This is a genomic window from Nocardioides flavus (ex Wang et al. 2016) (assembly GCF_014653115.1).
Taxonomy (GTDB): Bacteria; Actinomycetota; Actinomycetes; order Propionibacteriales; family Nocardioidaceae; genus Nocardioides; species Nocardioides flavus.
This window is the reverse complement of the sequence record NZ_BNAD01000003.1, coordinates 17,251-43,456: the sequence shown is the minus strand read 5'-3', so window position 1 is coordinate 43,456 and position 26,206 is coordinate 17,251. Positions and strand designations below refer to the sequence as shown.

Annotated in this window: 27 protein-coding genes; 18 read left to right on the top strand and 9 right to left on the bottom strand. The window is 73.5% G+C overall.

Annotated features, from left to right (window positions below; genetic code table 11):
* Positions 1-188: 188 nt before the first annotated feature.
* Positions 189-623, top strand: coding sequence for an HNH endonuclease family protein (locus IE200_RS07155; RefSeq protein WP_229856238.1), 435 nt, complete (start codon positions 189-191; stop codon positions 621-623).
* A gap of 60 nt (positions 624-683) precedes the next feature.
* On the opposite strand, the gene IE200_RS07150 is transcribed toward IE200_RS07155, so the two are convergent.
* Both IE200_RS07150 and IE200_RS07145 read right to left on the bottom strand, forming a co-directional pair.
* Complete coding sequence (locus IE200_RS07150; RefSeq protein ID WP_191278716.1) at positions 684-1,328, bottom strand: response regulator; 645 nt, start codon at positions 1,326-1,328, stop codon at positions 684-686.
* Positions 1,325-2,296 carry a sensor histidine kinase gene (locus tag IE200_RS07145; protein WP_191278715.1) on the bottom strand — a complete coding sequence of 324 codons (972 nt, stop codon included), beginning with the start codon at positions 2,294-2,296 and terminating at the stop codon, positions 1,325-1,327. The genes IE200_RS07150 and IE200_RS07145 overlap by 4 nt, the downstream gene beginning before the upstream one ends.
* Before the next feature lie 144 nt (positions 2,297-2,440).
* Here IE200_RS07145 and IE200_RS07140 point away from each other — a divergent pair, with 144 nt between their 5' ends.
* The 6 genes from IE200_RS07140 (at position 2,441) to IE200_RS07115 (ending at position 13,597) form a co-directional block, all read left to right on the top strand.
* Positions 2,441-3,961 carry a potassium/proton antiporter gene (locus IE200_RS07140; RefSeq protein WP_191278714.1) on the top strand — a complete coding sequence of 507 codons (1,521 nt, stop codon included), beginning with the start codon at positions 2,441-2,443 and terminating at the stop codon, positions 3,959-3,961.
* Between the two features lie 23 nt (positions 3,962-3,984).
* Positions 3,985-4,830 (top strand): hypothetical protein, encoded by an 846-nt coding sequence (locus IE200_RS07135; RefSeq protein WP_191278713.1) that lies wholly within the window; start codon positions 3,985-3,987, stop codon positions 4,828-4,830.
* 155 nt (positions 4,831-4,985) lie between these two features.
* On the top strand, positions 4,986-5,921 hold the full coding sequence (locus IE200_RS07130; RefSeq protein ID WP_191278712.1) for a carbamate kinase: 936 nt from the start codon (positions 4,986-4,988) through the stop codon (positions 5,919-5,921).
* Between the two features lie 25 nt (positions 5,922-5,946).
* Entirely contained in the window at positions 5,947-7,053 is a 1,107-nt protein-coding gene (bar, locus tag IE200_RS07125) for a barbiturase (protein ID WP_191278711.1), read from the top strand.
* Positions 7,054-7,121: 68 nt separating this feature from the next.
* Positions 7,122-10,355: an ATP-dependent helicase gene (locus IE200_RS07120; protein WP_229856236.1), complete on the top strand. Its 3,234-nt coding sequence runs from the start codon at positions 7,122-7,124 to the stop codon at positions 10,353-10,355.
* Positions 10,352-13,597 carry an ATP-dependent DNA helicase gene (locus IE200_RS07115; protein ID WP_229856235.1) on the top strand — a complete coding sequence of 1,082 codons (3,246 nt, stop codon included), beginning with the start codon at positions 10,352-10,354 and terminating at the stop codon, positions 13,595-13,597. Before IE200_RS07120 ends, IE200_RS07115 begins: the two co-directional genes overlap by 4 nt.
* A gap of 80 nt (positions 13,598-13,677) precedes the next feature.
* Here the strand turns inward: IE200_RS07115 and deoD are convergent, their stop codons facing one another.
* The gene (gene deoD / locus IE200_RS07110; RefSeq protein ID WP_191278710.1) at positions 13,678-14,388 is read right to left on the bottom strand and encodes a purine-nucleoside phosphorylase; all 711 of its coding nucleotides are present in this window, start codon (positions 14,386-14,388) and stop codon (positions 13,678-13,680) included.
* Between the two features lie 43 nt (positions 14,389-14,431).
* Here deoD and nudC point away from each other — a divergent pair, with 43 nt between their 5' ends.
* Positions 14,432-15,355 (top strand): NAD(+) diphosphatase, encoded by a 924-nt coding sequence (gene nudC, locus IE200_RS07105; protein ID WP_229856233.1) that lies wholly within the window; start codon positions 14,432-14,434, stop codon positions 15,353-15,355.
* Between the two features lie 27 nt (positions 15,356-15,382).
* Here nudC and IE200_RS07100 read toward each other — a convergent pair whose 3' ends face one another.
* Both IE200_RS07100 and IE200_RS07095 read right to left on the bottom strand, forming a co-directional pair.
* Complete coding sequence (locus IE200_RS07100; protein ID WP_191278709.1) at positions 15,383-15,847, bottom strand: hypothetical protein; 465 nt, start codon at positions 15,845-15,847, stop codon at positions 15,383-15,385.
* 33 nt (positions 15,848-15,880) lie between these two features.
* Positions 15,881-16,123 (bottom strand): mycoredoxin, encoded by a 243-nt coding sequence (locus IE200_RS07095; protein ID WP_191278708.1) that lies wholly within the window; start codon positions 16,121-16,123, stop codon positions 15,881-15,883.
* Positions 16,124-16,207: 84 nt separating this feature from the next.
* Here IE200_RS07095 and IE200_RS07090 point away from each other — a divergent pair, with 84 nt between their 5' ends.
* The 5 genes from IE200_RS07090 (at position 16,208) to IE200_RS07070 (ending at position 19,628) form a co-directional block, all read left to right on the top strand.
* Positions 16,208-18,274 (top strand): ATP-dependent DNA helicase UvrD2, encoded by a 2,067-nt coding sequence (locus tag IE200_RS07090; RefSeq protein ID WP_229856232.1) that lies wholly within the window; start codon positions 16,208-16,210, stop codon positions 18,272-18,274.
* A gap of 118 nt (positions 18,275-18,392) precedes the next feature.
* Positions 18,393-18,575: a hypothetical protein gene (locus IE200_RS07085; RefSeq protein ID WP_191278706.1), complete on the top strand. Its 183-nt coding sequence runs from the start codon at positions 18,393-18,395 to the stop codon at positions 18,573-18,575.
* Positions 18,576-18,694: 119 nt separating this feature from the next.
* Positions 18,695-19,045 (top strand): WhiB family transcriptional regulator, encoded by a 351-nt coding sequence (locus IE200_RS07080; RefSeq protein ID WP_191278705.1) that lies wholly within the window; start codon positions 18,695-18,697, stop codon positions 19,043-19,045.
* Positions 19,046-19,134: 89 nt separating this feature from the next.
* Positions 19,135-19,329: a hypothetical protein gene (locus tag IE200_RS07075; protein WP_191278704.1), complete on the top strand. Its 195-nt coding sequence runs from the start codon at positions 19,135-19,137 to the stop codon at positions 19,327-19,329.
* Between the two features lie 131 nt (positions 19,330-19,460).
* Complete coding sequence (locus tag IE200_RS07070) at positions 19,461-19,628, top strand: hypothetical protein (RefSeq protein ID WP_191279097.1); 168 nt, start codon at positions 19,461-19,463, stop codon at positions 19,626-19,628.
* 3 nt (positions 19,629-19,631) lie between these two features.
* On the opposite strand, the gene IE200_RS07065 is transcribed toward IE200_RS07070, so the two are convergent.
* Positions 19,632-20,135: a hypothetical protein gene (locus tag IE200_RS07065; protein WP_191278703.1), complete on the bottom strand. Its 504-nt coding sequence runs from the start codon at positions 20,133-20,135 to the stop codon at positions 19,632-19,634.
* Between the two features lie 114 nt (positions 20,136-20,249).
* Positions 20,250-20,408, bottom strand: a complete 159-nt coding sequence (locus IE200_RS07060) for a DUF5679 domain-containing protein (protein WP_090969683.1) — start codon at positions 20,406-20,408, stop codon at positions 20,250-20,252.
* Between the two features lie 191 nt (positions 20,409-20,599).
* On the opposite strand from IE200_RS07060, the gene IE200_RS07055 reads away from it, so the two are divergent.
* From IE200_RS07055 to IE200_RS07045, 3 genes are all read left to right on the top strand, one after another.
* Positions 20,600-21,430 (top strand): enoyl-CoA hydratase/isomerase family protein, encoded by an 831-nt coding sequence (locus tag IE200_RS07055; protein WP_191278702.1) that lies wholly within the window; start codon positions 20,600-20,602, stop codon positions 21,428-21,430.
* 294 nt (positions 21,431-21,724) lie between these two features.
* Positions 21,725-22,771, top strand: coding sequence for a PHP domain-containing protein (locus IE200_RS07050; RefSeq protein WP_268245533.1), 1,047 nt, complete (start codon positions 21,725-21,727; stop codon positions 22,769-22,771).
* A gap of 50 nt (positions 22,772-22,821) precedes the next feature.
* Positions 22,822-23,361, top strand: a complete 540-nt coding sequence (locus IE200_RS07045; protein ID WP_191278701.1) for a M48 metallopeptidase family protein — start codon at positions 22,822-22,824, stop codon at positions 23,359-23,361.
* On the opposite strand, the gene IE200_RS07040 is transcribed toward IE200_RS07045, so the two are convergent.
* Together IE200_RS07040 and IE200_RS07035 are read right to left on the bottom strand one after the other, a co-directional pair.
* Positions 23,310-23,984 (bottom strand): NUDIX hydrolase, encoded by a 675-nt coding sequence (locus tag IE200_RS07040; RefSeq protein WP_191278700.1) that lies wholly within the window; start codon positions 23,982-23,984, stop codon positions 23,310-23,312. The two genes, IE200_RS07045 and IE200_RS07040, sit on opposite strands and share 52 nt — an antisense overlap.
* Positions 23,981-25,312, bottom strand: coding sequence for a zinc-dependent metalloprotease (locus IE200_RS07035; RefSeq protein WP_191278699.1), 1,332 nt, complete (start codon positions 25,310-25,312; stop codon positions 23,981-23,983). Before IE200_RS07035 ends, IE200_RS07040 begins: the two co-directional genes overlap by 4 nt.
* Positions 25,313-25,372: 60 nt before the next feature.
* On the opposite strand from IE200_RS07035, the gene IE200_RS07030 reads away from it, so the two are divergent.
* Positions 25,373-25,834 carry a molybdenum cofactor biosynthesis protein MoaE gene (locus IE200_RS07030; RefSeq protein ID WP_191278698.1) on the top strand — a complete coding sequence of 154 codons (462 nt, stop codon included), beginning with the start codon at positions 25,373-25,375 and terminating at the stop codon, positions 25,832-25,834.
* Positions 25,835-25,876: 42 nt separating this feature from the next.
* On the top strand, positions 25,877-26,137 hold the full coding sequence (locus IE200_RS07025) for a hypothetical protein (protein WP_229856230.1): 261 nt from the start codon (positions 25,877-25,879) through the stop codon (positions 26,135-26,137).
* Positions 26,138-26,206 lie beyond the last annotated feature (69 nt).

Here is a 26,206-nt window from a genome sequence, read left to right as displayed (position 1 = left end):
GCCGAGCGGTCCGGCACGCCGTCGCGTGACGTCCGCATGACGTCTGCGTGTCGTTCCGCGCGTCGTCCGTCCGCGGACAGGTGGCGACAGTAGGAAGTGCGCAGACGCAGGCATCGGGCCTGCCTCACGCAGGAGATCTCGATGTCTCGTTCTCGGATGCACCCCGCCCTGCCCGCCCTCGCCCGGCGGTGGTCCACCGCCCTGCTGGCCACCGTCGTCGGTTCGCTGGTGCTGCTCGTGCCCGCGCCCCGGCACAGGCCGCCACCTTCTCCGGGTCGCTCGCCCAGGCCGTGGCGGCCGTGCCGACCGCGGCGGAGTCCAACACCGGCTACGACCGCACGCTCTTCAAGCACTGGGTGGACGCCAACGGCGACTGCCAGAACGCCCGTGCCGAGGTGCTCGTCAGCGAGGCGGAGCCCGACACCCCGATCACCTACACCACCTCCGGCAAGTGCACGGTGTCCACCGGTCGCGGGTTCTCCTACTACGACCGTGTGTCCTGGACCCTGGCCTCCGACGTCGACATCGACCACATGGTGCCCCTCGCCGAGGCCTGGGGCTCCGGCGCGCGCAGCTGGACCTCCGCCCGCCGCGAGGCGTACGCCAACGACCTCAACAGCTAAGCCTCGAGCTGCTCGACGACGGTCACCGTCACCACCGCCTGACGGTGCGACGTGCGGGGCTCACGGCTCGATGAGCCCCGCCCTGATGGCATAGCGGGTCAGCTCGACCCGGTCGCGCATCCCGAGCTTGCCGAGGATGTTCGCGCGGTGGCCCTCGACCGTCTTGAGGGCGATGTGCAGCTCCTTGGCGATCTCGCGCGACGAGCGTCCCTCGGCGATCAGCTTGATCACCTGGTCCTCGCGCGCGGTGAGCACCGAGGGCGGCACCCGCTCGCCGCGGCGCAGCCGGTCGAGGTAGTCGCGCACCAGCGTGCTTTCCGCGCCGGGGTAGAGGAACGTCTCGCCGCGCATCGCTGCCCGGCACGCGCCGACGAGGTCCTCGTCGGCGACGGACTTCAGGACGTAGCCGCTCGCGCCGGCCTTGAGCGCGCCGAAGAAGTACTGCTCGTTGTCGTGCATCGACAGCATGAGGATCTTCGGCGGGTCGCGACGCTGCGCGATCTCTGCGGCCGCCTGCAGCCCGGTCATCCGCGGCATCGCGATGTCGAGCACGACGAGGTCGACCTCGGTGTCGCGGACCCGCTGGACCGCCTCGGCGCCGTCGGCGGCCTCCGCGACCACCGAGAGGTCCGGCTCCTGCTCGAGGATGAGGCGTACGCCCCGGCGCACGAGCGTGTGGTCGTCGGCGAGAAGGATGCGGATCACGCGACCTCCCCGGTCGTGACCGGCACGCGCAGGCGCACCGTGGTGCCGTGCCGCGGCTGGCTGGTCACGGCCAGCTCCGCGCCCACCAGGGCCGCGCGCTCACGCATGCCCATGAGACCCGAGCCCTCCTCGAGCCCGGCGAACCCGCGGCCGTCGTCACGGACCTCGAGCACGACGTGCTGCCCGACCTTCTGCAGCGACAGCTCGACCTCGCTCGCCTCGGCGTGGCGGGCGGCGTTGGTGAGCGCCTCCTGCGCGACGCGGTAGAGCACCACCTCCGCCTCGGGGCGCAGCGCCGGCAGGCCAGGAGCGAAGGACCGGCGTACGGACGCGCCGCTGTGGTCGGCGAAGTCGGTCGCCAGCGCGGCCAGCGCGCTGGTGATACCGAGGTCCTCCAGGACGCCGGGACGCAGGCGGCGCGCCACCCGGCGTACGTCGTCGAGGCCGGTGCGCGCGCTCTCGCGCACCGCGGCCAGGTCGGGCACCAGCGCCGCCGGAGCGCGGGACTCGAGCTGCTTGAGACCGAGGAGCACGACCGTCAGGCTCTGGCCCACCTCGTCGTGCAGCTCCTGGGCGATCCGGTGCCGCTCCGCCTCCTGCGCCGCGAGCGCCCGGGCATCTCCCGTGCGGCGCTCCTCCGCGAGCCGGGCCAGCAGCCGGTTGACGCTGCGCGCGATGCCGGGCGCCGGGCCCGAACCCTCCTCCGGCAGCTCGATCGGCTCGAGGTGCTCGATGCCCTCGAGGCGGGCGATCAGCCGGTGCAGCGGGGCGAGCGCCCAGCGGATGAGCACTGCGTTGGTCAGCAGCATCACCGTCAGGCCCGCGCCGACGACGAGGATCTCCGACCGCACGGCGTCGGCGGAGACCCGGGCGGGGGAGAAGAGCAGCAGCAGAACCGCGACCACGAGCACCACGCCGTTGAGCAGGAAGATCGTCCAGAAGAGCGGGACGTGGCTCGGCAGGCGCATACCCCACTTTCCCAGATGGGGTCAGCACCCCATGGGATCCGGCGCGTGGGCGACGAAGACTCGAGGCATGCCGCCCGACGCCCACGCCGCTGAGGCACTGGAGGTGACGCGGGTCGAGGTGCTGCTCGCCCCCCGGAGAGATCCGTGAGCGCCGACGAGCTCAACGTGGTCCTGCTCGTGACCACCGCGGTCCTCCTGGGCTGCGTGACCGCGGTGCGGCTGCTGTCGGGCGCTGGCCTGCCGACCCTGCTGGTGTTCCTCTGCGTCGGGCTGGCCATCGGCGAGTCCGGTCTCGGCCTCGACTTCGACGACGCCGCCCTCACCCAGGTGCTCGGGTCGGTGGCGCTGGCGGTGATCCTCGCCGAGGGCGGGTTCAGCACCGATCTGCGTGTCGTGCGCCCGGTCGGCTGGTTGGCCGGGGTGCTGGCGACGGTCGGCGTCTTCGTGTCCGTGGGCGTGACGTCCGGACTGGTCTACGTGCTGCTCGACGTCGACGTGCGCACCGCCGTGCTCCTGGGGGCGGTCGTGTCGTCGACCGACGCGGCGGCGGTCTTCTCGGTGCTGCGCAGGCTGCCTGTCAAGGGACGGCTGCGAGCGGTGGTGGAGGCCGAGTCCGGCTTCAACGACCCCCCGGTCATCATCCTGGTCACCGTCGTGACGTCCAGCGCCTGGAGCGAGGCCGGCGTCGTGGGGGTCGGCGCCATGATCGCCTACCAGCTCGTGGTGGGAGCCGTCCTCGGCGCCGCCGTGGCGCTGGCGGGCCAGTGGCTGCTCAGCCGCAGCGCCCTGCCCGCTGCGGGCCTCTACCCCCTGGCGACCGTCGCCCTCACCTTCCTGGCCTTCGCCGTGGCCGGGGTCGCGGGCGCGAGCCCCTTCCTCGCGATCTACGTCGCCGGGCTCACCCTCGGCAACGCCCGCCTCCCGCACCAGGGGACCACGACGGGGTTCGTCGAGTCCCTCGCCTGGCTCGCCCAGATCGGCCTCTTCGTGCTGCTCGGCCTCCTCGCGAGCCCGGCCCGGCTGCCCGACGCGCTGCCGACCGCGCTCGTCGTCGGTGCCGTCCTGACCTTCGTCGCGCGCCCCCTGTCGGTGCTGGTGTGCGCGACACCCTTCCGCGTGCCGTGGCGCGAGCAGGCGTTCATCAGCTGGGCGGGGCTGCGCGGGGCGGTGCCGATCGTGCTGGCGACGATCCCGGCGGCCGTGGGGCTGCAAGGCGCCGAGCGGGTCTTCGACGTCGTCTTCGTGCTGGTCGTGGTCTTCACCCTCGTGCAGGGGCCGACGCTGCCGTGGGCGGCGCGGCGGCTCGGGGTGACGGAGCCGGTCGCGCCCCGGGACGTGTCGATCGACTCCGCACCGCTCGACGACCTGCACGCCACCCTGGTGCAGTTCTCCGTCGGCCCGGGCTCCCAGCTGGCCGGCGTGGAGGTCGCCGAGCTCCGCCTGCCGGCCGGGGCGGTGCTGTCGCTCGTGATGCGCGGCGGCGAGGTCTTCGTCCCCGGGCCCGACACCACCCTGCGGGCCGGCGACCACGCGCTCGTGGCGACCTCCCGCGAGGCGCGGGGCGCGGTGGAGGAGCGGCTGCGTGCGGTCAGCCGCAGCGGACGCCTGGCCGGCTGGTACGACGACGTCCGGGCGTCCCGCGCCACCACCCCGGTGGGCCGATGAGGCACTCGTGAGAGGGTCTGCGCGTGCATGTCCTCGGCATCGACGTCCCGTCCCGGCTCGTCGAGCGGTGGGCCGGCTGGTTCGCCCCTAGCATCCAGCCGTTCCTCGCCGACGAGGCGCTCGCGGTGGCGGTCGGCGGTCGCGAGGAGGAGCTCGGCGACGAGGTCCGGGACACCTTCTGCCTCTACGGCCCGCCCGGCGGGCTGCGGCACGTGTGGCTCGACGAGGACGGGCTCGCGGCGCTGCCACGTGTCCTTCGTGCCCGGCTCGTGCGCGCGCAGGTCACGTGGGGTCGCGAGGTCGTGCCGAGCGTCCGGGCCTGGGAGCCGCGGCTCGGTGCAGCCGTGCGACGGCAGGCCGACGGCCACCGGTTCGTGTGGTGGCCGTCGCTGCTCGCGCGCGTGGAGTCGGAGGCGCTGACCGACTACGTCGAGGAGGGGCGACGCCCGAGCCGCCACGACGAGGTCCCTGAGGAGGTTTGGGGGGCCGCTGCCGGCGTCGTGCCCGGTGCACGACGCATCGCCGGCACCTTCCCCGAGCGCAGCGGGCCCAACTGCTTCGGCACCGTCATGGCAGCCGCCGGGGTGGCAGGGGCCGACGAGGTCTGGATGCTGCGCGAACCCTTCGAGGACTGGCTCGCAGCACACACCCGGCCCGGAGGACGCGACGAAGCGCCGGGCACCGTGCTCGTGTGGCGCGCGCCCTCCGGCCTCGTGGAGCACGCGGCGGTGACGCTCGGTGGCGGCTGGGCGCTCCACAAGCCGTCGCAGGGCTGGATGAGTCCGACCAAGGTGCTCACCGTCGTCGAGTGCCTGGCCAGCTCGCGCGCCACCGGCCGCCGTCTCGAGCGGTACCGCGTCATTGCCTGACGAACAGTGGGGACGATCGCGCCCGGAATGTCGCGAGGATCTTCCCCGCCAGCCTGGTTTGCCCCTCCGCACGTAACAACTGTTGCCATCGATCCCGGCCGTCGTTGGCCGAATCTGCCGTGGGGCGGTGTGAGCGCCGACACTAGGTTTGCGCCATGAGGGTCCTGCTCGCACTCGGCGGAAACGCCATGACCAACGCCGACGGCCGCGCGCGCCCCGAGGACCAGATCGAGGCGGCCGGCGTGGCGATGGCCGCGGTCGCGGGCCTGCTCGAGCACGACCACGACGTCGTCATCACCCACGGCAACGGCCCCCAGGTCGGCAACCTGCTCGTCAAGAACGAGCTCGCCGCGGGCGTCGTGCCGCCCGTCCCGCTGGACTGGTGCGGTGCGCAGACGCAGGCCACGCTCGGCTTCGTGCTGATGGACGCCCTCGACGGCGAGCTGGCGGCCCGGTCGGTCGACCGCCGATGCGCCGCGCTCGTGACCCGTACGCTCGTGGACGCCGACGACGAGGGCTTCACCCACCCGACCAAGCCGATCGGGCGGCACCTGCCCGAGGCCGAGGCCAAGGTCCTGGTGGACCACGGCGAGACCTGGGAGGACCGCGGCGAGAAGGGCTGGCGCCGCGTCGTCGCCTCGCCCGAGCCGCGCGAGATCATCGACGCCCCGGCCGTCCTGGCGCTGATCGAGGCCGGCTTCGTCGTCGTGGCCAACGGTGGTGGCGGCATCCCGCACGTACGCCGCCCAGACGGCTCACTGGTCGGCGTGGAGGCCGTGATCGACAAGGACCTCGGTGCGGCCCTGCTCGCGCAGACCACCGACGCCGACGTGCTCGTGATCGCCACCGACGTGTCCCACGCCGTCATCCGCTGGGGCACGCCCGACGCCGAGCCGCTCGGCACCGTCACCGTCGGCCAGCTCCGCGCGTACGCCGAGGAGGGCCACTTCGCCTCGGGCTCGATGGGCCCCAAGGTCGACGCGGTGTGCCGCTTCGTCGAGGCCACCGGAAAGCGCGGCGTGATCACCAGCCTCGACCACATCACCGACGCCGTCGCCGGTGACGCCGGCACCGTCGTCGTACCGAACTGACCACAACCCGAAAGGAAGCACTGCCATGCCCTCTGCCATCGAGGTCCGCAAGGTCCCCATCCACTCCGTGGCCGACGCCTCGGAGCTGACGAAGCTCATCGACGACGGGGTCATCGCCGCCGACCGGGTCTTCGCGATCATCGGCAAGACCGAGGGCAACGGCGGCGTCAACGACTACACGCGCATCATCGCCGACCGCGCGTTCCGCGAGGCGCTGGTCGCCAAGGGCGCCGACCCCGAGCAGGTCAAGGGCGTGCCGATCGTGTGGTCGGGCGGCACCGACGGCGTGATCAGCCCCCACGCCACGATCTTCGCCACCACCGACGTGCCCGAGGACGACCCCTCGCGCGAGGAGATGCGCCTCACCGCCGGCTTCGCGATGAGCGAGGCGATCCTGCCGGAGGAGATCGGCTACACCGCGATGATCGAGAAGGTCGCCGCGGGCGTGAGGGTCGCCATGGAGCGCGCCGGCATCACCGACCCCGCCGACGTGCACTACGTGCAGACCAAGACCCCGCTGCTGACGATCCACACCATCCGTGACGCCAAGTCGCGCGGCAAGAAGGTCTGGACCGAGCACACCCACGAGTCGATGGACCTCTCCAACGGCGTCACCGGCCTCGGCATCGCCGTCGCGCTCGGGGAGATCGACATGCCGACCGACGCCGACGTCATGCACAACCGTGAGCTGTACTCCTCCGTGGCGTCGTGCTCCTCGGGCGTCGAGCTCGACCAGGCCCAGATCGTGGTGGTCGGCAACGCCAAGGGCGTCGGCGGCCGCTACCGCATCGGCCACTCGGTGATGAAGGACGCGCTCGACTCCGACGGCATCTGGGAGGCCATCCGCTCCGCCGGCCTCGACCTGCCCGAGCGCCCGCGCACCAGCGACCTCGACGGCAGGCTCGTCAACGTGTTCCTCAAGTGCGAGGCCAGCCAGGACGGCATGGTCCGGGGTCGCCGCAACGCGATGCTCGACGACTCCGACGTCCACTGGCACCGCCAGATCAAGGCGTGCGTCGGCGGCGTGACCGCTGCCGTCACGGGCGACCCGGCGGTCTTCGTGTCGGTCTCCGCGGCCCACCAGGGCCCCGAGGGCGGCGGCCCCGTGGCCGCGATCGTCGACCTCGGCTGACGACACGTCGTACGCTCCCGCGCGGGGCCGGCAGGCGACTGTCGGTCCCGCGTGATGGGGTTGGCCCCGTGAGCACGCCGACCACCCGCTACCGCCTGGTGCAGCCCGACCGCGAGGTCGTGGTGCCCGAGCTCGACGAGCACCAGCAGCGCGTCGTCGACCACGAGGGCGGTCCGTTGCTCGTGCTCGCCGGTCCCGGCACCGGCAAGACGACGACCCTCGTCGAGGCGATCGTCGACCGCATCGAGGTCCGCGGCGCCTCGCCCGACGCGGTGCTCGCGCTCACCTTCTCGCGCAAGGCCGCCGAGCAGCTGCGCGACCGGGTGACCGCGCGCGTCGCCCGGACGACGTCCGCGGCGTCCTGCTCGACGTTCCACTCCTTCGCCTACGCCCTGGTGAGGAAGTACGCCCCCGCCGAGCTCTACGAGGGGGCCATCAGGCTGCTGTCGGCGCCCGAGGCCGACGTCGTCCTGCGCGAGCTGCTGCGCGACAACCCCGAGTCGGTGGTGTGGCCCGAGCAGCTGCGTCGCGCCGCCGGCACCCGCGGCTTCGTCCGCGAGGTCCAGGCCGTGCTGGCCCGCGCCCGGGAGAAGGGGCTCGACCCCGCGGGCCTGCGCGCGCTCGGCATCGAGCACGACCTGCCCGAGCTCGTCGCCGCCGGCCTCTTCCTCGAGCAGTACCTCACCGTCCTCGACAACCTCGGCGCCACCGACTACTCAGACCTCATCCGACGCGCCGTCATCGAGGCCGAGGCGCACCGCGACGAGCTGCGTGCCCGCTGGAGCCACGTCTTCGTCGATGAGTACCAGGACACCGACCCCGGCCAGGTGGCGCTCCTGCGCGCGCTCGCCGGCGACGGCCGCGACCTCACGGTGGTGGGCGACCCGCACCAGTCGATCTACGGCTTCCGCGGCGCCGACGTGCGCGGCATCCTCGACTTCCCGGCGGCCTTCCCCACGGCATCGGGCGCGCCGGCGCCGGTCGTGGTGCTCCAGCGCACCCGCCGCTTCGGCCCGCGGATCCTGCTGGCGGCCGGCCGGGTGGCCGGCCGGCTCACCCTCACCGGCAGCATCGACACCGCCGCCCGTGAGGCGTTCCTCGCCCCCGAGGCCGTGCCGGGCCCGCAGGGAGCGGGCCGGGTCGAGGTCGTCACCTACGACACCGAGCGCGCCGAGGCCGAGCGGCTCGCCGACCTGCTGCGACGCGCGCACCTCGAGGACGGCATCGCGTGGGACCGGATGGCGGTGCTCGTCCGCTCCGGACGCGCCAGCATCCCCCCGCTGCGCCGCTCGCTCGCGGCCGCCGGCGTGCCGGTCGAGGTCGCCTCCGACGACCTGCCGCTGGTCCACGACCCCGCCGTCGTCCCGTTGCTCGACGCGCTGCGTGCGGTGGTCAACCTCGACAACGACGACCCCGACTCGCCCGACTTCCTCGACCCCGGCCGCGTCGAGTCGCTGCTGCTGTCGCCGCTCGGCGGGCTCGACGCCTCCGACCTGCGTGCCCTCGTACGCCGCCTCCGCGCGCGGGAGAAGGCCGCGGCCGACGCCTCCGAGCGCCGCACCTCGCGCGAGCTGCTCCGGCTGGCCGTCGTCGAGCCCGGCTTCCTCGACGGCCTCGACGGGCCCGACGTCGACCGCGCCGCCGCGCTCGCCACCCTGCTCGGACAGGGGGCGCGGATGCTGGCCGAGCGGGCCGGTGTCGAGGACGTGCTCTGGCACCTGTGGTCCGGCACGACCTGGCCGCAGCGGCTGCGTCGCCAGGTCGACGGCGGGGGAGCGGGAGCGCGGCGCGCCCACCGCGACCTCGACGCGATCGTGGCGCTGTTCGACCTCGCCTCGCGCGCCGTCGAGCAGCGCGACCACGTCGGCGTGGCGGCGTTCTTCGCCAGCGTCGTCGCCCAGCAGCTCCCGGCCGACACCCTGGCCGAGCAGGGCGTACGCGGCGCGGCCGTCCGCCTGCTCACCGCGCACCGCTCCAAGGGCCTCGAGTGGGACCTCGTCGTGGTCGCCCACGTGCAGCAGGAGGGGTGGCCCGACCTGCGCCGCCGCACGACCCTGCTCGGCGCCGACCGGATCGGCGTCGACGCCGCCGGCCACCCCGACCTCGTCCCGCCCGTGACCACGCGGGCGCTCCTGATGGAGGAGCGGCGCCTGTTCTACGTCGCGTGCACCCGCGCCCGACGGCGTCTGGTCGTGAGCGCGGTGCGCTCGCCCGACGACGACGGCGAGCAGCCCTCCCGCTTCCTCGAGGAGCTCGGGGTGACCATCGACCACCAGGACGGCCGGCCGCCGCGCCCGCTCTCCCTCGGCGGACTCGTCGCCGAGCTGCGTCGCACCGCCGCCGACCCAGCGACGTCACCGCCGCTGCGCGACGCGGCCGCCCGCCGGCTGGCCGCGCTCGCGGCCGAGGAGGTCGACGGCCGCCGGCTGGTGCCGTCGGCCGACCCGTCCAGCTGGTGGGGCACCCGCAGTGCCACCCGCTCCGTGCAGCCGATCCGCGACCCCGAGGGTCCCGTACCCGTCTCGGCGAGCATGCTCGAGTCCATCCTCACCTGCCCGGCGCAGTGGTTCTTCGAGCGCGAGGCCGGCGGTGTCTCGGCGGTCCACCAGTCCGCCAACCTCGGCCAGGTCCTCCACGCGCTCGCCGAGCGGGTCGCCGTCGGCGAGCTGCCGGCCGAGGTGGAGCCGCTGATGGCCGAGGTCGAGGCCGTGTGGGACCGGCTCGCGTTCCGCACACCGTGGTCGCGCCGGCGCGAGCTCGTGCGCATCCGCAAGTCCGTGGCCCGCTTCGTCCAGTGGCACCTCGACAACCCGCGCGAGTTCCTCGGCGCCGAGCAGCGCTTCGCCAGCGTGGTCGACGTCGACGGACGATCGGTCCGGCTCACCGGGTTCGCCGACCGTCTCGAGATCGACGACGCGGGCCGTGTGGTCGTCGTCGACTTCAAGAGCGCTCGCGCCGCTCCCACCGGTCCGGCCGTCGCCGGCAACCTCCAGCTCGCGCTCTACCAGTACGCCGTCGACTCCGGGGCGCTCGACGACCCGTCCGGCCGGTCGTTCAGCTCCGGGGGTGCCGAGCTGGTCCAGCTCGGCATCGACGACGACTCCGCGAGCGCCAAGGTGCAGGCGCAGCCGCCGCACGCCGACGAGGGGGCCGAGCGGCTCGCGCTCCGCGCCGGGCTCGCCCGCGCTGCCGACCTCGTCCGGTCCGAGACCTTCCCCGCCACGGCGGGTCCGCACTGCCGCGACTGCCCGTTCACGGCCATCTGCCCGGCCAAGGGCGCAGGGAGCGTGACCGTCCAGTGACCCAGCCAGTCCCGCCCCCGCAGGCGGCCCCGCCGTTCCGGCCGGTCCCGCTCGACAGCCCCGAGGACCTCCGCGCCCTCATGGGCGCCGCGCACGCCGCGAGCGACGAGCAGTGGGCCGCGATCACCTCGCCGCTGCGGCCCACGGTGGTCGTCGCGGGCGCCGGCAGCGGCAAGACCACCCTGATGGCGCAGCGCGTCGTGTGGCTCGTCGCCACCGGCAAGGTCCGCCCCGAGGAGGTCCTGGGCCTCACCTTCACCACCAAGGCCGCGGCCGAGCTGCGCCAGCGGGTCACAGCCGCGCTCGGGGCTGCCGGCCTGCTCGACCGGTCGGTCGTCGCCGAGGGCGAGGACGTCCTCGAGCCGACCGTCGCGACCTACCACGCCTACGCTGCCAACCTGCTCACCGACCACGGCCTCCGCATCGGCCACGAGCCCGACACCCGGGTCGTCTCCGACGCCTCCCGTTACCAGCTCGGCGCGCGCGTCATCGAGCGGTTCACCGGACACATCGAGCTGCTGACCGACCACCCGGCGACCGCGATCCAGAACCTCCTCGCCCTCGACGGCGCGATGAGCGAGCACCTCGTCGACGCCGACGACGTGCGGCGGATCGACGAGGAGGCCCGGCGCGGGTTCGAGCGCGCGCTCGCTGAGGAGCAGGCCGGCAAGGCCCGCAAGACCTACCTCGACCCGCCGGCGAAGGCGATCAATGCCATCGACCGGCGCGCCGAGCTCCTCCAGCTGGTCACCGGCTACCGACGCCTCAAGGCCGACCTGGGCCTGATGGACTTCGGCGACCAGATCGCCCTCGCGGCCCGGCTCGTCGACGACCAGCCCGAGGTCGGAGAGCTCGAGCGTGCCCGGTTCAAGGTCGTCCTCCTCGACGAGTACCAGGACACGTCCGTCGCGCAGGCCACGATGCTCGCCCGGCTCTTCTCCGGTCCCGATCCCGATCACGGCCTCGGGCACCCGGTGATGGCCGTCGGTGACCCCAACCAGGCCATCTACGGCTGGCGCGGCGCCTCGGTGTCCAACATCCTCAACTTCGCCGACACCTTCCCGGCCGCCGACGGCGAGCCCGGGCGGCTGCCGCTCACCGTCAACCGGCGCTCCGACCGGCACATCCTCGACGTCGCCAACCGACTCGCCGAGCCCCTGCTCGCCGCCTACGGCGATAAGGTCGCCCGTCTGCGTGCGGCCGAGGGAGCCGCCGACGGCCACGTCGAGGCCCACGTCTTCGAGCGCGCGGTCGACGAGCTCGGGTGGCTGGCCGAGGAGGTGCAGCGGGTGCACGAGGCCGGCACCGCGTGGTCGGAGATCGGTGTGCTGAGCCGCGACAACGCCCAGGCCGAGGAGGTCTACGACGCCCTCACCGCCGCGGGCGTCCCCGTCGAGATCGTCGGGCTGTCGGGACTCATCCGGCTGCCCGAGGTCGCCGAGGTCGTCGCGACGCTCACCCTGATGCACGACGTCACGGCCAACTCCTCGATGCTCACGCTGCTCACTGGTCCCCGCTGGGCCATCGGTCCGCGCGACCTGCGGCTGCTCGCCGAGCGCGCCGCCGAGATCGCCGGCGTGCGCGGGCGGCGGGAGACCGCGTCGATCGCGGAGGCGCTGCTCCAGATCGCCGACGGCATCGACGCCTCCGAGCTGCCGGCGCTCAGCGACGCCGTCGAGTCCCCGGGCGAGGCGGCCTACTCTCCCGAGGCGCTCGAGCGCTTCGGCCTCCTCGCCGCCGAGCTGCGCCGGCTGCGCGGCCACGTCGGCGACCCGCTCCTCGACGTGGTCCGCCGCATCATCGACACCACCGGGGTCGACGTCGAGCTGGCCTCGGCGACCTCGCCTGCGGCAGCCGCCCGGCGCGACAACCTCGACCTCTTCGTCAAGGCGGTCGCGGAGTTCCAGTCCGTCGACGGAGACGTCACCCTCCCGGCGCTGCTGGCGTACCTCACCGCCGAGGACGACCAGGGCAACGGTCTCGACGTGGCCACCCCCACTGCCGCCGACTCCGTCAAGCTGCTCACCGTCCACCGCGCCAAGGGCCTCGAGTGGTCCTCGGTGTTCTGCGTCGGTGTGGGGGAGACCCGCTTCCCGAGCAACCGGTCGCGCACGCTGTGGACGTCCTCTCCGGCCGTGCTGCCCGCGCCCTTGCGCGGCGACCGGGCCGACCAACCGCAGCTGGCCGGCCACGACAAGGCCGCCCTCGAGGCCTACCGCGCCGCGACCAAGGCCCACGACGCCGAGGAGGAGCTCCGCCTCGGCTACGTCGCCTTCACCCGCGCCGCCCACCACCTCAGCGTGACGTCCTACGTCTGGGGGCAGCGCTCGACGCCGTTCGGGCCCTCGGCCTACCAGCAGGTGGTGCGCGACCAGCTCGAGGACTGGGGCCGGCCGGTCGAGCGGTGGCTGGAGAAACCGCCGGCGAAGTCACCCAACCCCAACGACGACGTGGACACCTCGCGCCCGTGGCCGGTGCCAGGCGTCGGCCAGGAGGCGCGCCGCCGGCTGGCCGCCGCGGACCTCGTACGCTCGGTCGACCCCACCGCACCCGACGACGGCCTCGACGTGGTGGAGGCGGCCCGGGTGGCCGAGTGGGACGACGACCTCGCCCAGCTCCTCGCCGAGGCCCGGGCCGAGCGGGCCACCACCCTCGACCTCCCGCTGCCCAGCAGCCTGTCCGCCACGTCGCTGGCCCGGCTGCGCGACGACCCCGAGACGTTCGCCGCCGAGCTCGCCCGCCCGATGCCGCGACCGCCCGCCCCGGCAGCACGGTTCGGAACCGCCTTCCACGCCTGGGTCGAGCACCGCTTCGGCCAGCAGGCGCTGATCGAGCCCGACGAGCTGCCGGGTCGCGCCGACGCGGGCATCGACGACGAGGCCGACCTCGGCGAGGTGGTCAAGCGGTTCGAGGACGGACCCTTCGGCGACCGCGCCCCCCACGCCGTGGAGGCGCCGTTCGCCCTCGTGCTCGCGGGCCAGGTCGTCCGCGGCCGCATCGACGCCGTCTACGCCGAGCCGGAGTCGGCAGGCGGCGGCTTCCTCGTCGTCGACTGGAAGACCAGCCGCCACGAGGCCGCCGACCCCCTCCAGCTCGCCCTCTACCGCCTGGCCTGGTCCGAGCTCACCGGCACGCCGCTCGAACGCGTGCGCGCGGTCTTCCACTACGTCCGCACCGGCCGCACCATCGAGCCGGACGACCTCCCCGGGCGTGCCGAGCTCGAGGAGCTGCTCGCCCTCTGATCCAACTCGGCTCGCTCGAGCGGTGCGTGGAACATCTTTTGGCCGCCGAGAACCGGCCTCACGCACCGCCCGGCGATACGTCAGCGCAAAGCGGCCGCCAGCGCGATCTCGACCATCTCGCCGAAGGTCTGCTCGCGCTCCTGCGCGGAGGTCTCCTCGCCGTGGATGACGTGGTCGGAGACGGTGCAGATCGCCAGCGCGCGCCGGCCGTGCTTCGCGGCGAGGGTGTAGAGGGCGCTGGCCTCCATCTCGACGGCCAGCACGCCGTACGGCACCATCTCGCCCAGCAGCTCCGGGCGTGCGGGATAGAACGAGTCGCTGGAGAACACCAGCCCGACGTGGAACGGCGAGCCGCCCTCGCGCGCCTCGGCTGCCTCGACCGCGCGGCGCAGCAGGCCGAAGTCGGCGACGGGGGCGTAGTCGAGGCCGTGGAAGGCGATGCGGTTCATCGCGGAGTCGGTGCACGCGCCGGAGGCGATGACGACGTCGCGCACGGCGACGGCCTCGCTCACCGCACCGCACGACCCGACCCGTACGACCGACTGCACGTCGTAGTGGGTGAAGAGCTCGTTGACGTAGATCGCCATCGAGGGCTGGCCCATGCCGGAGCCCTGCACGGAGACGGGATGGCCGTTCCAGGTGCCGGTGAAGCCGTACATCCCGCGGACCTCGCTGTAGCAGCGGGCGTCGGTCAGGAAGGTCTCGGCGATCCACCTCGCTCGCAGGGGGTCGCCGGGCAGCAGGACGGTGGGGGCGATGTCGCCGGGACGGGCGCCGATGTGCGTGCTCACGGGGCCAGACGCTACCGACCCGGGACCCACTAGCGTGGTCGACGTGACCGCCGAGCGCCCCCTCCCGCACGTCGCCCTGTCGGCCCACGCCCACAACCGCATGGGCCTGAGGCGCACCGACGAGGCCTGGCTGGCCGCGCGCATGGAGGAGGAGTCGACACGGGTGCTGGTGGTCGCCGGCAACCGGCTGCGGCCCCGCGACGGGGTCGTGGAGTGGGTGTCGCCGGAGGACGCGCCCGACGGGACGCTCGTGCTGCTCGGCGAGGTCGCGGGGTTGGTCCACCTCGCCGTGGTCGTCGACCCGAGGGACGCCGACGGCGCCCCTGAGGAGTGGGTGCCGCTGCGCTCGGTGCTGCCGGTGCTCGCCGACCAGGCACCCGACCAAGCGCCGCTGCTGATGCACGCGGTCGGGCTCGCCGAGTGGCACCACGCCACCCGCTTCTGCGCGCGCTGCGGCGGGAGCCTGGTCAGCCGGGCCGCGGGTCACGAGCTGCGCTGCACCCAGTGCGCGCGGGCACAGTTCCCGCGCACGGACCCGGCGGTGATCATGGCGATCACCCACGGCGAGGGTGAGGAGGAGGCCCTGCTGCTGGGCCGCAATGCCGCGTGGCCGGCAGGACGGTGGTCCACGCTGGCGGGATTCTGCGAGCCGGGGGAGACCCTCGAGGACGCGGTGCGCCGTGAGGTGGCCGAGGAGGTCGGCGTACGGGTGGGCGAGGTGCGCTACTTCGGCAGCCAGCCGTGGCCCCTGCCGGCGAGCCTGATGCTCGGCTTCACCGGCCGGGCGCTGACGACCGACATCGACGTCGACGGTGCCGAGATCGCGGAAGCCCGGTGGTGGAGCCGCGAGGCGTTCGAGACAGCGGTGCGCACGGGCGAGATGTTCGTGCCGCGCGGCGTCTCGATCTCTTCCTCGCTCATCGAGGACTGGTTCGGCCGCCCTCTCGAGGGCCCCGGCTGGGGCTGAGCGGGCTCAGGTGCCTCGACACGCTGGTCAGTCGCAGGTGTCGCACACGCCCGTGGCGGGCAGCGCGATGAAGCAGCGCGGGCACAGGGTGACCGGCTTGTCGCTGGCGGCCACCCGCGAGGAACGCGGCGTCGAGGTGGCGCGGGTCGACGCCGCACGGGCGGAGGAGGGCGTACGCGGGGTGCGGGCGCGCGTGCCGGGCACCCGCTCGGTCGGGGGCGAGTCGTCGCGGATCTGGAAGCCGAGCCGGGTCAGCGCCTTGCTCGCGCCGGCTGAGCCGCCGGGGATGTCGGCGGGCGTGAGCGTACGACCGGTGGCGAGGCCGTGCGCGATGCCGGCGATCGCCGCGGCGTCGTACTCCCTGCCGCGGTGCAGCAGCACGTGGGTGGAGACGCCGCCGCGCACGAGCATGTAGTTGGCCCCGCCCGCCGCGTCCCAGGTCTCCATCGCGGTCAGGACGTGGTCGCGGTCGATCGAGTTCAGCAGTGACACGACGTCAGGCTAACCCCGGAACCCCTCGGCCGGTCAGGCGAGGGCGGCCAGCTTCTCCTTGACCTGTGCCACGGACGGGTTCGTCAGCGTGCTGCCGTCGCCGAACAGCAGCGTCGGCACGGTCTGGTTGCCGCCGTTGGCCTGCTCGACGGTGAAGGCGTGCTCCGGCTCGGCCTCGATGTCGACGATGGAGAAGGGGATCCCCTCGCGGTCGAGCTGGCTCTTGAGGCGGTGGCAGTAGCCGCACCAGGGCGTGGTGAACATCGTGAAGGTCATGGGATGGAGTGTCCCCTCCGGCGTCTAGGCTTCTGGACAAGGGTCAGACACCCCCTCAACCACGATCCCCCAGGAGTTGTTCCGTTGCTCGAAGCGCTCGATCCCGAGCAGCGGCAGGTCGCTGAGGCGCTGCGCGGCCCCGTGCGCGTCCTGGCCGGCGCGGGCACCGGCAAGACCCGCGCCATCACGCACCGCATCGCCCACGGCGTCGCTCAGGGGGTCTACGCGCCGACCGAGGTCCTCGCGCTCTCCTTCACGACCCGGGCGGCCGGCGAGATGCGTGAGCGGCTGCGCTCGCTCGGCGCTCCCGGCGTCCAGGCCCGTACGTTCCACTCGGCCGCGTTGCGCCAGCTGCGGTTCTTCTGGCCGCGGGTGCACAACCGCGAGCTGCCCGAGCTCACCGAGTCCAAGCTCGGCATGCTCGCCCTCGCCGCCCGGCGCCAGCGGCTCGGCGTCGACCAGGCCACGCTGCGCGACCTGGCCAGCGAGATCGAGTGGGCCAAGGTCTCCAACGTCAGCCCCGAGTCCTACGCCGCGATCGCCCGCAGCCGCGGCCGTGCGGTCTCCGGTCTCGACCCCGAGGTCGTGGCGCGCGCGTTCGACGCCTACGAGGAGGTCAAGCGCGGCCAGGGCCGGATGGACATGGAGGACGTGCTGCTGTTCGGCGCAGGCCTCCTCGCCGACAACGAGGCGGTCGCCGCGCAGGTCCGCCGTCAGTACAAGTGGTTCGTCGTCGACGAGTTCCAGGACGTCTCCCCGCTCCAGCACGCGTTGCTCGACCTGTGGCTCGGCGGGCGCGACGAGCTGTGCGTCGTCGGCGACCCGGCCCAGACGATCTACTCCTTCGCCGGCGCCGACGCCCGCTACCTGCGCGAGTTCACCCAACGCTTCCCGTCGGCGACGAGCGTCGAGCTCGTGCGCAACTACCGCTCGACCCCCGAGGTCGTCGGCGCCGCCAACCAGCTGCTCGCCGGCACCCCCAGCAAGGGCGTCGACCTCGTCGCCCAGCGCCCCTCCGGTGCGCGGATCACCTGGCGCGAGGCCCCCGACGAGGTCGCGGAGGCCGACGCCGTCGCCGAGCGCATCGCCGCGCTGCGCGCCTCGGGCACCCCCGCGAGCCGGATGGCCGTGCTGCTGCGCATCAACGCCCAGTCCGAGCGCTTCGAGGAGGCGCTGGCCGCGCGCGGCCTGCCCTACGTCGTACGGGGTGCGGCACGCTTCTTCGACCGCGCCGAGGTGCGGCAGGCGATCACCCTCGTGCGCGGCGCCGCGCGCAGCGGCGAGGCCTCCGGAGCCGTGGCGGAGGCGGTGGTCGCGGTGCTGTCGCAGATGGGGCACTCCACCGAGCCCCCCGAGGGCAGGGGAGAGGTCCGCAACCGCTGGGAGTCCCTGCAGGCGCTGGTCGACCTGGCGACCGAGTTCGGCCGTGAGCGGCCCGAAGCCGGCGTGGGCGATTTCGTCGACGACCTCGACCGCCGCGCGAGCGAGCAGCACGCCCCCGTGGCCGACGCCGTCACCCTCGCCACCATCCACTCCGCCAAGGGCCTGGAGTGGGACGCCGTCTTCGTCGCCGGCATGCACGAGAAGATGATGCCGATCTCCCAGGCGCAGACGCCGGCCGAGGTCGAGGAGGAGCGTCGGCTGCTCTACGTCGCGATGACCCGCGCCCGTGACGAGCTGGCGGTGTCGTGGGCGACGGCCCGCGAGCCCGGCGGCCGCTCCAACCGCGGGAGCTCGCCGTTCCTCGCGCCCCTGCTCGACGGGGTGCCGGGGGTCACGGGGCAGCGGCGTGAGCGCAGCCGCCGCAACCGCGCCGCCATGCACTGTCGCGAGTGCGGGACGGCGCTCTCCACGGCGCTCGAGAAGAAGACCGGGCGGTGCGCCGACTGCCCGGCCTCCTACGACGAAGCCCTCTTCGAGCGCCTGCGGGCATGGCGGCTGGAGCGCGCCACTGCCGACAGCGTCCCCGCGTTCGTGGTCTTCACCGACGCCACCCTCCAGCTCATCGCCGAGCACGTCCCCCGGGACGAGAAGGGCCTGCGCGCGATCAGCGGCGTGGGTCCGGGCAAGATCGCCAAGTACGGCGACGAGGTGCTCGCCCTCGTCGCGGGCGAGGCCGTCGGAGCCGGTCCGGAAAAGAATTCTCGGTAATACCCATAAAATGGTTTGCCCCTGACGTTGTGAGGGGTCTAACGTTCCACCCAACAACCCACGCGCATGGGATCCCTGACAAGGATCCGCGCCCGATGCCCCGAAGGAGGTGGCCCCCATGGAGAACTACACGAAGACGATGACGGCTTGGACGCCGTCCTTCGGCATGTCCACCCTCGGCCGCCCCTGCGCGCACACGCGCGCCTTCGGCGCTGGCGTGGTGGCTGTCCAGGACGCCGCCGCCATCGTTCGCATCAAGGGCGATTTCCCGGGTTCTCCCGCCTGGAGTCCGTCGACATAGGTCACGCACCTACATCGGCAGCCTCCAGGCCGCGGAACCCGACACCCGGGATCCGCGGCCTTTCTGTTTGTCCAGTGAGTCAACACCCGCGATCAGGTCAACGAGTAGGAGGTGAACACATGACCATCAGCGTTCTCGACCGCAACCGAGCTGCCGACGCAACCGTGGTGGAGCCCCAGGCCCCCCTCGGAGCACTGCACGACGCAGCTGCCGGAGTGGATGAGGAGTTGCTGCCCTGCCGCGTCAACGACGCAGAGCTGTGGTTTGCCGAGTCCCCCGCGGACGTGGAGCACGCCAAAGCCCTCTGCATCGACTGCCCGGTGCAGGCGCTGTGCCTCGACGGAGCCCTCGAACGGCGTGAGCCGTGGGGCGTCTGGGGAGGCGAGCTCTTCCTCCAGGGCGTGGTGATCCCGCGCAAGCGGCCGCGAGGCCGGCCCCGCAAGTCCGACCAGACCGTGCAGGTCGCCTAGCCGGCCACCGGGTCGGGCAGCTCAGCTGACGGGGCCGCCGCGAGGCACCACCGCTCAGACACCTCCGAGGAAACACAGGAAACACATCGATGAAGACCTACCGAAATGGACGCAACGACATGAATCTCATGCATGAAGAACTCGCCCGCGCGCAAATGTCCGCGCGCCTGGGAGAGGCGCACGCACTGCGACGCGGCCACCAGCTGGCCCTGGCCCGTCGGATGAGCCGCAAGGCCGAGCAGGCCGCGCAGCAGGCGCGTCTCGCCCTCGCTCGCGCGATCTGATCCGTCCCCGACCGGGGGAGGCTCTCACCCTGATCGCGGGTGAGCACACACAGCGAGCCGGTACGTCGTCACCGTGACGACGTACCGGCTCGCTGCCGTCGAGGGACGTGCGCGCGGAGTAGCCTCGCCGTGTGAGCGAACTCGTGACGTGCGACTTCTGCGGCACCCAGGCGCCGCAGGAGCAGACGTTGACGTGGAGCACGGCGGTCGAGCGGGGGCGCCGGCAGGTGTTCTGCGACGCCTGCTCGCGGCAGAACCTGCGGGCGATGGAGGGCAAGCTCGACAGCGAGTGGTGGTGAGCCTCAGGCGGTCTCGAACCACGCGCACCCGCAGTAGGGGTGGCGCTCCCACCGGCGAGCGGTGGGCACGGGTTCGTGGTCGAAGCGCCACGACGTGAGCCACGAGTGCGGTGGCTCGCCGCGGGCCCAGGCACCAAGGTCGCGGGCGACCGCGCCGGCCGCGAGAGCCAGCAGCGGGCGGGGCGCCTGGCCCGTACGGGCGGGTGTGCCGACGTCCAGGACCGCCGCGGCGACGCACCTCGCGCACGGACCGACGCCCGGCAGCGCCCACGGCCCGACCTCGACGGCGTACGGCTGCACCGCGACCAGCACGTGGGGGAGCGAGGCGACGCTCCAGTCGTCCACGACCGCGGACACCTGCCGGCCCGCGGCGACGGCCACCCCGACGGGAGCGCCGTCGTCGACGACGACGCCGGCTGCGGCGAGTGCGTCGAGGACGACCTCACGCCACGGCGCGGGACAGTCGAGCTGGGCCCGGACGGGCGAGGCGTACGAAGGACCGTTCACGCCTCCGACGGTGCCACGACCGGTCCCGGCGCCGGCCGTCGTCCACAGGGCAGATGCCAGCGGCGGCGCCACCCCGGAGGGTGACGCCGCCGCTCGGTGACTACGGGGTGGGGCTCAGGCCTTGCCGAGGATGCGGTTCAGGTTGGTGCCGCAGACCGGGCAGACGCCCTTGGCCATCTTGGTGCCCTTGTCGTTGACCTTGATCTCGCCCTCCGCCTCGCGCTTCTCCTTGCACTTGACGCAGTAGAACTCGCCGCTCCAGGTCTCCGCCATGACGGCCTCCTTGCTTGTTTCTTCGTGGTCGTCGCGACGGGGTGGTCGAAGGGGAAGCCCGCCGGGGAACCTGACCTGCGTCAGGGCTCCGCGTGCGACCCTACGCCACGCTCGGCCCACGCTCACGCACCACACGCGCTGAGCGTGAAACCTGCTGCGTCCACGCTCGGCCGCATCAGTACGCTCGGCCCATGTCCGCCCACACCCCAGACCACGCCCCAGACCTCGATCCAGACCTCAGGCACCTGCGTCTCGAGCGCCCGTCCGAGGGGGTCGTCCTGCTGACCCTCGACAACCCCGGCATGCGCAACGCGATGAGCGAGGAGATGACCTCGTCGTGGGTCGAGGCCATCGACGCCCTGGCCGCCGACCCCACGGTGCGCACGGTCGTGGTGACCGGCGAGGGGAGCGCCTTCTGCTCCGGGGGCGACACCTCGTGGATCGCCAGCGAGCCGGACGCCAGCGTCGACCACCTGCGCTCGCGGATGCTGCCGTTCTACCGGGCGTGGCTCTCGATCCGGCGCCTGGAGGTGCCGACGATCGCCGCCGTCAACGGCCACGCCATCGGCGCCGGCCTGTGCCTGGCCCTCGCCTGCGACATCCGCTACGCCGCCGACGGCGCCAAGCTGGGGCTGCCGTTCAACAAGCTCGGGATGCACGCCGGCATGGCCGGCACGTGGCTGCTGCCCGACGTCGTCGGCCCCGCGCACGCCCGCGACCTCCTCCTCACGGGCCGGGTCGTCGAGGCCGACGAGGCCCTGCGCCTGGGCCTGGTCTCGCGAGTCCTGGACCGCGAGGGCTTCCTCGAGGAGGTGCTCGAGACCGCGGCCGGCATCGCGGCCACCGCGCCCATCGCGGCCCGGCTGACCAAGATCGCCCTGGCCGACGGCGGTCACGCCGACTTCGAGTCCGCGCTGCAGTGGGAGGCGCTGGCCCAGCCGATGACGCTCGCGACGGCCGACCTCCAGGAGGGCATCGCGGCGGCACGGGACAAGCGGGCGCCGCGCTTCCGCGGCGAGTGACCCTCCGCGTGGGAAGGGGCCCCGCGGCCTCCGACGCCTGCCTTCCCCTGCTGGCGTCGAAGAGCCGTGGGGCCCTTCTGCTGCGCAACGCTAGGGCCGCCGCCCCGGCCGGTCAACGGGTGTCCCTCCACCCCTGTGGACGGGGCTGTGGACAGCCTGTGCACCCCGACGGCGGAGCGGTGGACGACCGCAGTCCGGGTGTGCACGGGGCTGTGGGCGACACGCCCGCGCGCAGGCCCGTACTGTGCGGATAACCAGCGGGTTCGCCAACCGTCAGGCTGTGGAGGAGAAGACGTGAACGACACCCCGTCCGGGGCCGCACGCGGGCCGGTCGCCACGTTGCGACGCATCGCGTTCCTGATGGAGCGCCAGCGCGAGGAGACCCGCCGGATCGAGGCGTTCCGCAACGCCGCGCGCACCATCCTGCCGCTGCCCGAGGAGGAGGTACGCGCCCGGGCGGAGGCCGGCACGCTCACCGAGCTGCCCGGCATCGGCAAGAGCACCGCTGCCGTGATCACCGACGCATGCCGCGGGGTCGTGCCGGAGCGGCTCCAGCGGCTGGAGGCGACGGCGGGGCCGCTCGCCCGGGGCGGCGAGGAGCTGCGGGCACTCCTGCGCGGGGACCTCCACTCGCACTCCGACTGGTCGGACGGCGGCTCGCCGCTGGAGGAGATGGCGATGACCGCGATGGAGCTCGGTCACGACTACCTCGTGCTGACCGACCACAGCCCGCGGCTGCGGGTGGCCAACGGCCTGAGCGCCGAGCGCCTCGCGCGTCAGCTCGGGGTGGTCGACGCCGTCAACGAGCACCTGGGCGGCGCGTTCACCCTCCTGAAGGGGATCGAGGTCGACATCCTCGACGACGGCTCGCTCGACCAGACCCCCGAGATGCTGGGGCGGCTCGACGTGCGGGTGGCGTCGGTGCACTCGAAGCTGAAGATGGACGAGGCACCGATGACCCGGCGGATGGTCGCGGCCGTGCGCGACCCGCACACCAACGTGCTGGCTCACTGCACCGGACGGCTCGTCACCGGCAACCGGGGCACCCGGCCGCCGAGCCGGTTCGACGCGAAGGCGGTCTTCACCGCGTGCGCCGAGGAGGGGGTCGCGGTCGAGATCAACTCGCGGCCCGAGCGACGGGACCCGCCCACCCGCCTGCTGGAGCTCGCTCGCGACCTCGGCTGCCTCTTCTCGATCGACTCCGACGCCCACGCCCCCGGGCAGCTCGACATGCTCGACCACGGCGCCGCGCGCGCCACGGAGGCGGGGATCGACCCCGACCGGATCGTCAACACCTGGGACCGCGACCGCCTGCTGACGTGGGCCTCGGCCCGGCTCTGACCCGCGCGTCCGGTGGGCCGTCGTCGGTGGTGGCGGCTAGGTTCGAGGACATGAGCACCCCGGCCGTCCCGCCCGACGTGGAGGTGCGCCGCTCGCGCCGCCGCAGGCGTACGGTCTCGGCCTATCGCGACGGCGACCGGATCGTCGTGCTCATCCCCGCCACGATGAGCAAGCGCGACGAGGCGACGTGGGTCGCCGACATGGTCGCGCGGGTCCAGCGGCAGGAGAAGCGCAAGCTGCGCTCCGACGACGACCTGGTCTCGCGCGCCGCCAAGCTCAACGACCTCTACTTCGGCGGGCTGGCCACGCCGGCGTCGGTGCGGTGGGTGACCAACCAGAACTCCCGCTGGGGCTCCTGCACCCCCAGCGACCGCACCATCCGCCTGAGCGACCGGTTGCAGCAGGTGCCGGGCTGGGTCGTCGACTACGTCCTCGTCCACGAGCTCGCCCACCTGCTCGAGGCCGGGCACACCCCGGCGTTCTGGGCGTGGGTCGACCGCTATCCCCGCGCCGAGAAGGCCAAGGGCTACCTCGAGGGCTACTCCGCCGGCGCGCGCCTCGAGCCGCCGCCCGGCATCGAGAACGACTGACGGCTGCGCACCCGCGCCACGGCGGCGTCGATGAGGACGTACATGTCGTCGAAGGTCGCCGGCAACGCCTCGACCGGCCACCAGCGCACGTCCAGCGACTCCTCGCTCGTGGCATGGGTGGCGTCGGGCTCCGCGGTGGCGAGGAATCGTACGTCGAGGTGGTGGACCGTGCCGCGGTCCGAGCAGAACTCCACAGTGTGCTCGTCGAGCGAGAGCGGCTCGGTGTCGAAGTCGAACGACGCCAGACCCGACTCCTCGACCAGCTCGCGCCGTGCTCCGGCGGCCAGGGACGGGTCACCGGGCTCGAGGTGGCCGCCGAAGGCGAGCCAGGCGTCGGCCTTGCGGTGGTGGTTGAGCAGCACCGCGTCGGCGTCGGGGGAGACGACGATGGCGCCGGCCGTGAGGTGGTCGGGGAAGCACGCCTTGGCCAGGCCGTCGGGGTGCCGGACGAGGTGGGCGACGTAGCGGTCGCGGAGCACGGCCTGCTCCGGCGTCGGCGCGACCCACCCGGACAGCGTGGCGAGCGCGCTCTCGTGGAGCCCTTGTCCTGAGGAGGGCGCCCCGCGCCCGTCGCGAAGGGCCTGTCCTGAGGAGGGCGCCCCGCGCCCGTCGCGAAGGGTCACTCCGGCGGCGAGTCGGTGCCGGACCCGCCCTCGAGCAGGTCGCGCAGCCCGGCGTCGAACTCCTCCTCCGACAGCTGCTCGGGCGTCACCGAGTCCTCGCGGAAGCCCAGCGGGTCGTCGAGGTCGGCGGCCGTCGGGAGCAGGTGCGGCGACATCCACACGCCGTCGCGCGCCTCCGCGCCCTGGCGGGTGCGCAACGAGCCCCAGAGGGTCGCGGCGTCGCGCAGCCGGCGGGGACGGAGCTCGAGGCCCACCAGCGTCGCGAAGGTCTGCTCGGCGGGCCCGCCCGCCGCGCGCCGGCGGCGTACGGTCTCCTGCAGCTTGGCCGCGGCCGGCATCCGCTCGGCGGTGGCCTGGCTGACCACCTCGTCGACCCAGCCCTCGACGAGCGCCAGCGTCACCTCGAGCTTCTCCAGCGCGGCCTTCTGCGCGGCCGACGGCTCGGGGTCGAACAGGCCGCCCGCGAGGGCGTCCTGCATCGCAGCCGGGTTGGTCATGTCGACCTCGCGCAGCTTGGTCTCCATGCCGGAGGTGTCGAAGTCCATCCCGGCGCCGTACTCGGCGACCGCCCCGAGGAGGTGGTCGCGCAACCACGGCACGCCCGCGAAGAGGCGCTGGTGGGCCGCCTCGCGCAGGGCGAGGTAGAGGAGCACGTCGTCGGCGGAGACGTCGGGGAGCTCGGCGGCGAAGGCGGTGACGTTGGTCGGCAGCAGGGCGGCCTTGCCGATCGGGCCCAGCGGGAGGCCGATGTCGGAGGCGCTGAGCACGTCGCCGGCGAGCGCACCGAGACCGCTGCCCACCTGCGAGGCGACCATCGCGCCGCTGGCCTTGCCGAGCATCGCCATCAGCGGGCCGGCGAGCTGGCGCATCTCCTCGGGCATCGCCTGGCCGAGGGCCTGGGTGGCGGAGCCCGCGATGGGCTCGACGAGCACCTTCCAGACCGGGATGGTCTCCACGATCCACTCCGCCCGCGACCACGCGGCGGTCGTCGTCACGCCGGAGGGGAACTCGGTGGTGGTGTCGAGCCAGTGGTCGGCGAGACGCACCGCATCGGCGACCGCACCCGACTGCACCGCGGTGACAGCCGGGTCCGGCTCCTGCGCGGCGGCGCGGCGCGCCAGGTCGGTCACGGTGTCCCAGTTGACCGGTCCGTCGTGGGGCGCGAACAGCGACTGCATCTGCGACATCAGCGCGTTGAGGTCGGGCATCCCGCCGCCCGCTCCGAAGCCGCCCATCTGGGAGAAAATCTGCTCGAAGGGCGTGCCCTTGAAGGGGTTGTTCTCGTCGGGGCCCTGGCCGGACTGTCCGCCTCCGGGGGTGTCACTCATGGCATCAACGGTACTCACCGCGCCCAGCCTCGGCACCCCTGCTCTCCTAGACTCGGTCGCGTGACCGATGCCGCCTCCGATGCCGCCTCCGACGCCGCCCGCGATCCCGTGCGCCTCGTCGACATCCGCGACACCCCGCTCGACGTCACCGAGGTCCTCCACGCGCTCGGTGACGACGGTGCCGGCGGCCTCACGCTCTTCGTGGGCCAGGTGCGCGACCACGACGGCGGCAAGGGCGTGACCGCGCTGGACTACTCCGCGCACCCGACCGCGCTCGCCCGCCTCGAGGACGTCTGCCGGCGCGTGGCGCAGGAGCACGACGTACGCGGCGTGGCCGCCGTGCACCGGGTCGGCGAGCTGCGCATCGGCGACCTCGCGGTGGTCGTCGCCACGACCGCCGCGCACCGCGGGGACGCGTTCGCCGCCTCCCGGGCGCTGATCGACACGCTCAAGGCCGAGGTCCCGATCTGGAAGCACCAGGTCTTCGACGACCGCACCGAGGAGTGGGTCGGCACGCCGTAGGACCTCCGCGCTCACGCCCCCGCGGGCGCCTACGCTCGGCGCGTGGAGATCCTGCTCTGGCTCGTCCCGTCCGCCGTCGTCACGGCGGCGGCGATGGCGTGGGTGTCGTGGGCCAGCCGCGACGGCCGCGGCGAGGTCGACCGCGACGTCGCCGCCCAGCGGCTCGGCCGGGCCCTCGCCAAGGACCTGCCGGCCGGCACCCGGCGTACGTCCGCCCCGGCGCGCGACCGCAGCACCGGCATCGCGGTGCGTCCCAGCCACAGCGCCCCCGCGAGCCGTGGCACGACCCGCCGTGCCGGCTGACGTGGGCTCCGGACCCGCTGGCGGCACGGCTGGGTGCGGGCAGGTTGCCGTCGTTTGAGAGAGTTGCGC

Coding starts and splice junctions, on each gene's coding strand:
- IE200_RS07145 (WP_191278715.1), bottom strand. CDS start 2,296: ATGCGCCTGCCGAGCCACGTCCCGCTCTTCTGGACGATCTTCCTGCTC.
- IE200_RS07075 (WP_191278704.1), top strand. CDS start 19,135: ATGAAGACCTACCGAAATGGACGCAACGACATGAATCTCATGCATGAA.
- IE200_RS07095 (WP_191278708.1), bottom strand. CDS start 16,123: ATGACCTTCACGATGTTCACCACGCCCTGGTGCGGCTACTGCCACCGC.
- IE200_RS07060 (WP_090969683.1), bottom strand. CDS start 20,408: ATGGCGGAGACCTGGAGCGGCGAGTTCTACTGCGTCAAGTGCAAGGAG.
- IE200_RS07130 (WP_191278712.1), top strand. CDS start 4,986: ATGAGGGTCCTGCTCGCACTCGGCGGAAACGCCATGACCAACGCCGAC.
- IE200_RS07055 (WP_191278702.1), top strand. CDS start 20,600: ATGTCCGCCCACACCCCAGACCACGCCCCAGACCTCGATCCAGACCTC.
- IE200_RS07035 (WP_191278699.1), bottom strand. CDS start 25,312: ATGAGTGACACCCCCGGAGGCGGACAGTCCGGCCAGGGCCCCGACGAG.
- IE200_RS07085 (WP_191278706.1), top strand. CDS start 18,393: ATGGAGAACTACACGAAGACGATGACGGCTTGGACGCCGTCCTTCGGC.
- IE200_RS07045 (WP_191278701.1), top strand. CDS start 22,822: ATGAGCACCCCGGCCGTCCCGCCCGACGTGGAGGTGCGCCGCTCGCGC.
- IE200_RS07080 (WP_191278705.1), top strand. CDS start 18,695: ATGACCATCAGCGTTCTCGACCGCAACCGAGCTGCCGACGCAACCGTG.
- bar (WP_191278711.1), top strand. CDS start 5,947: ATGCCCTCTGCCATCGAGGTCCGCAAGGTCCCCATCCACTCCGTGGCC.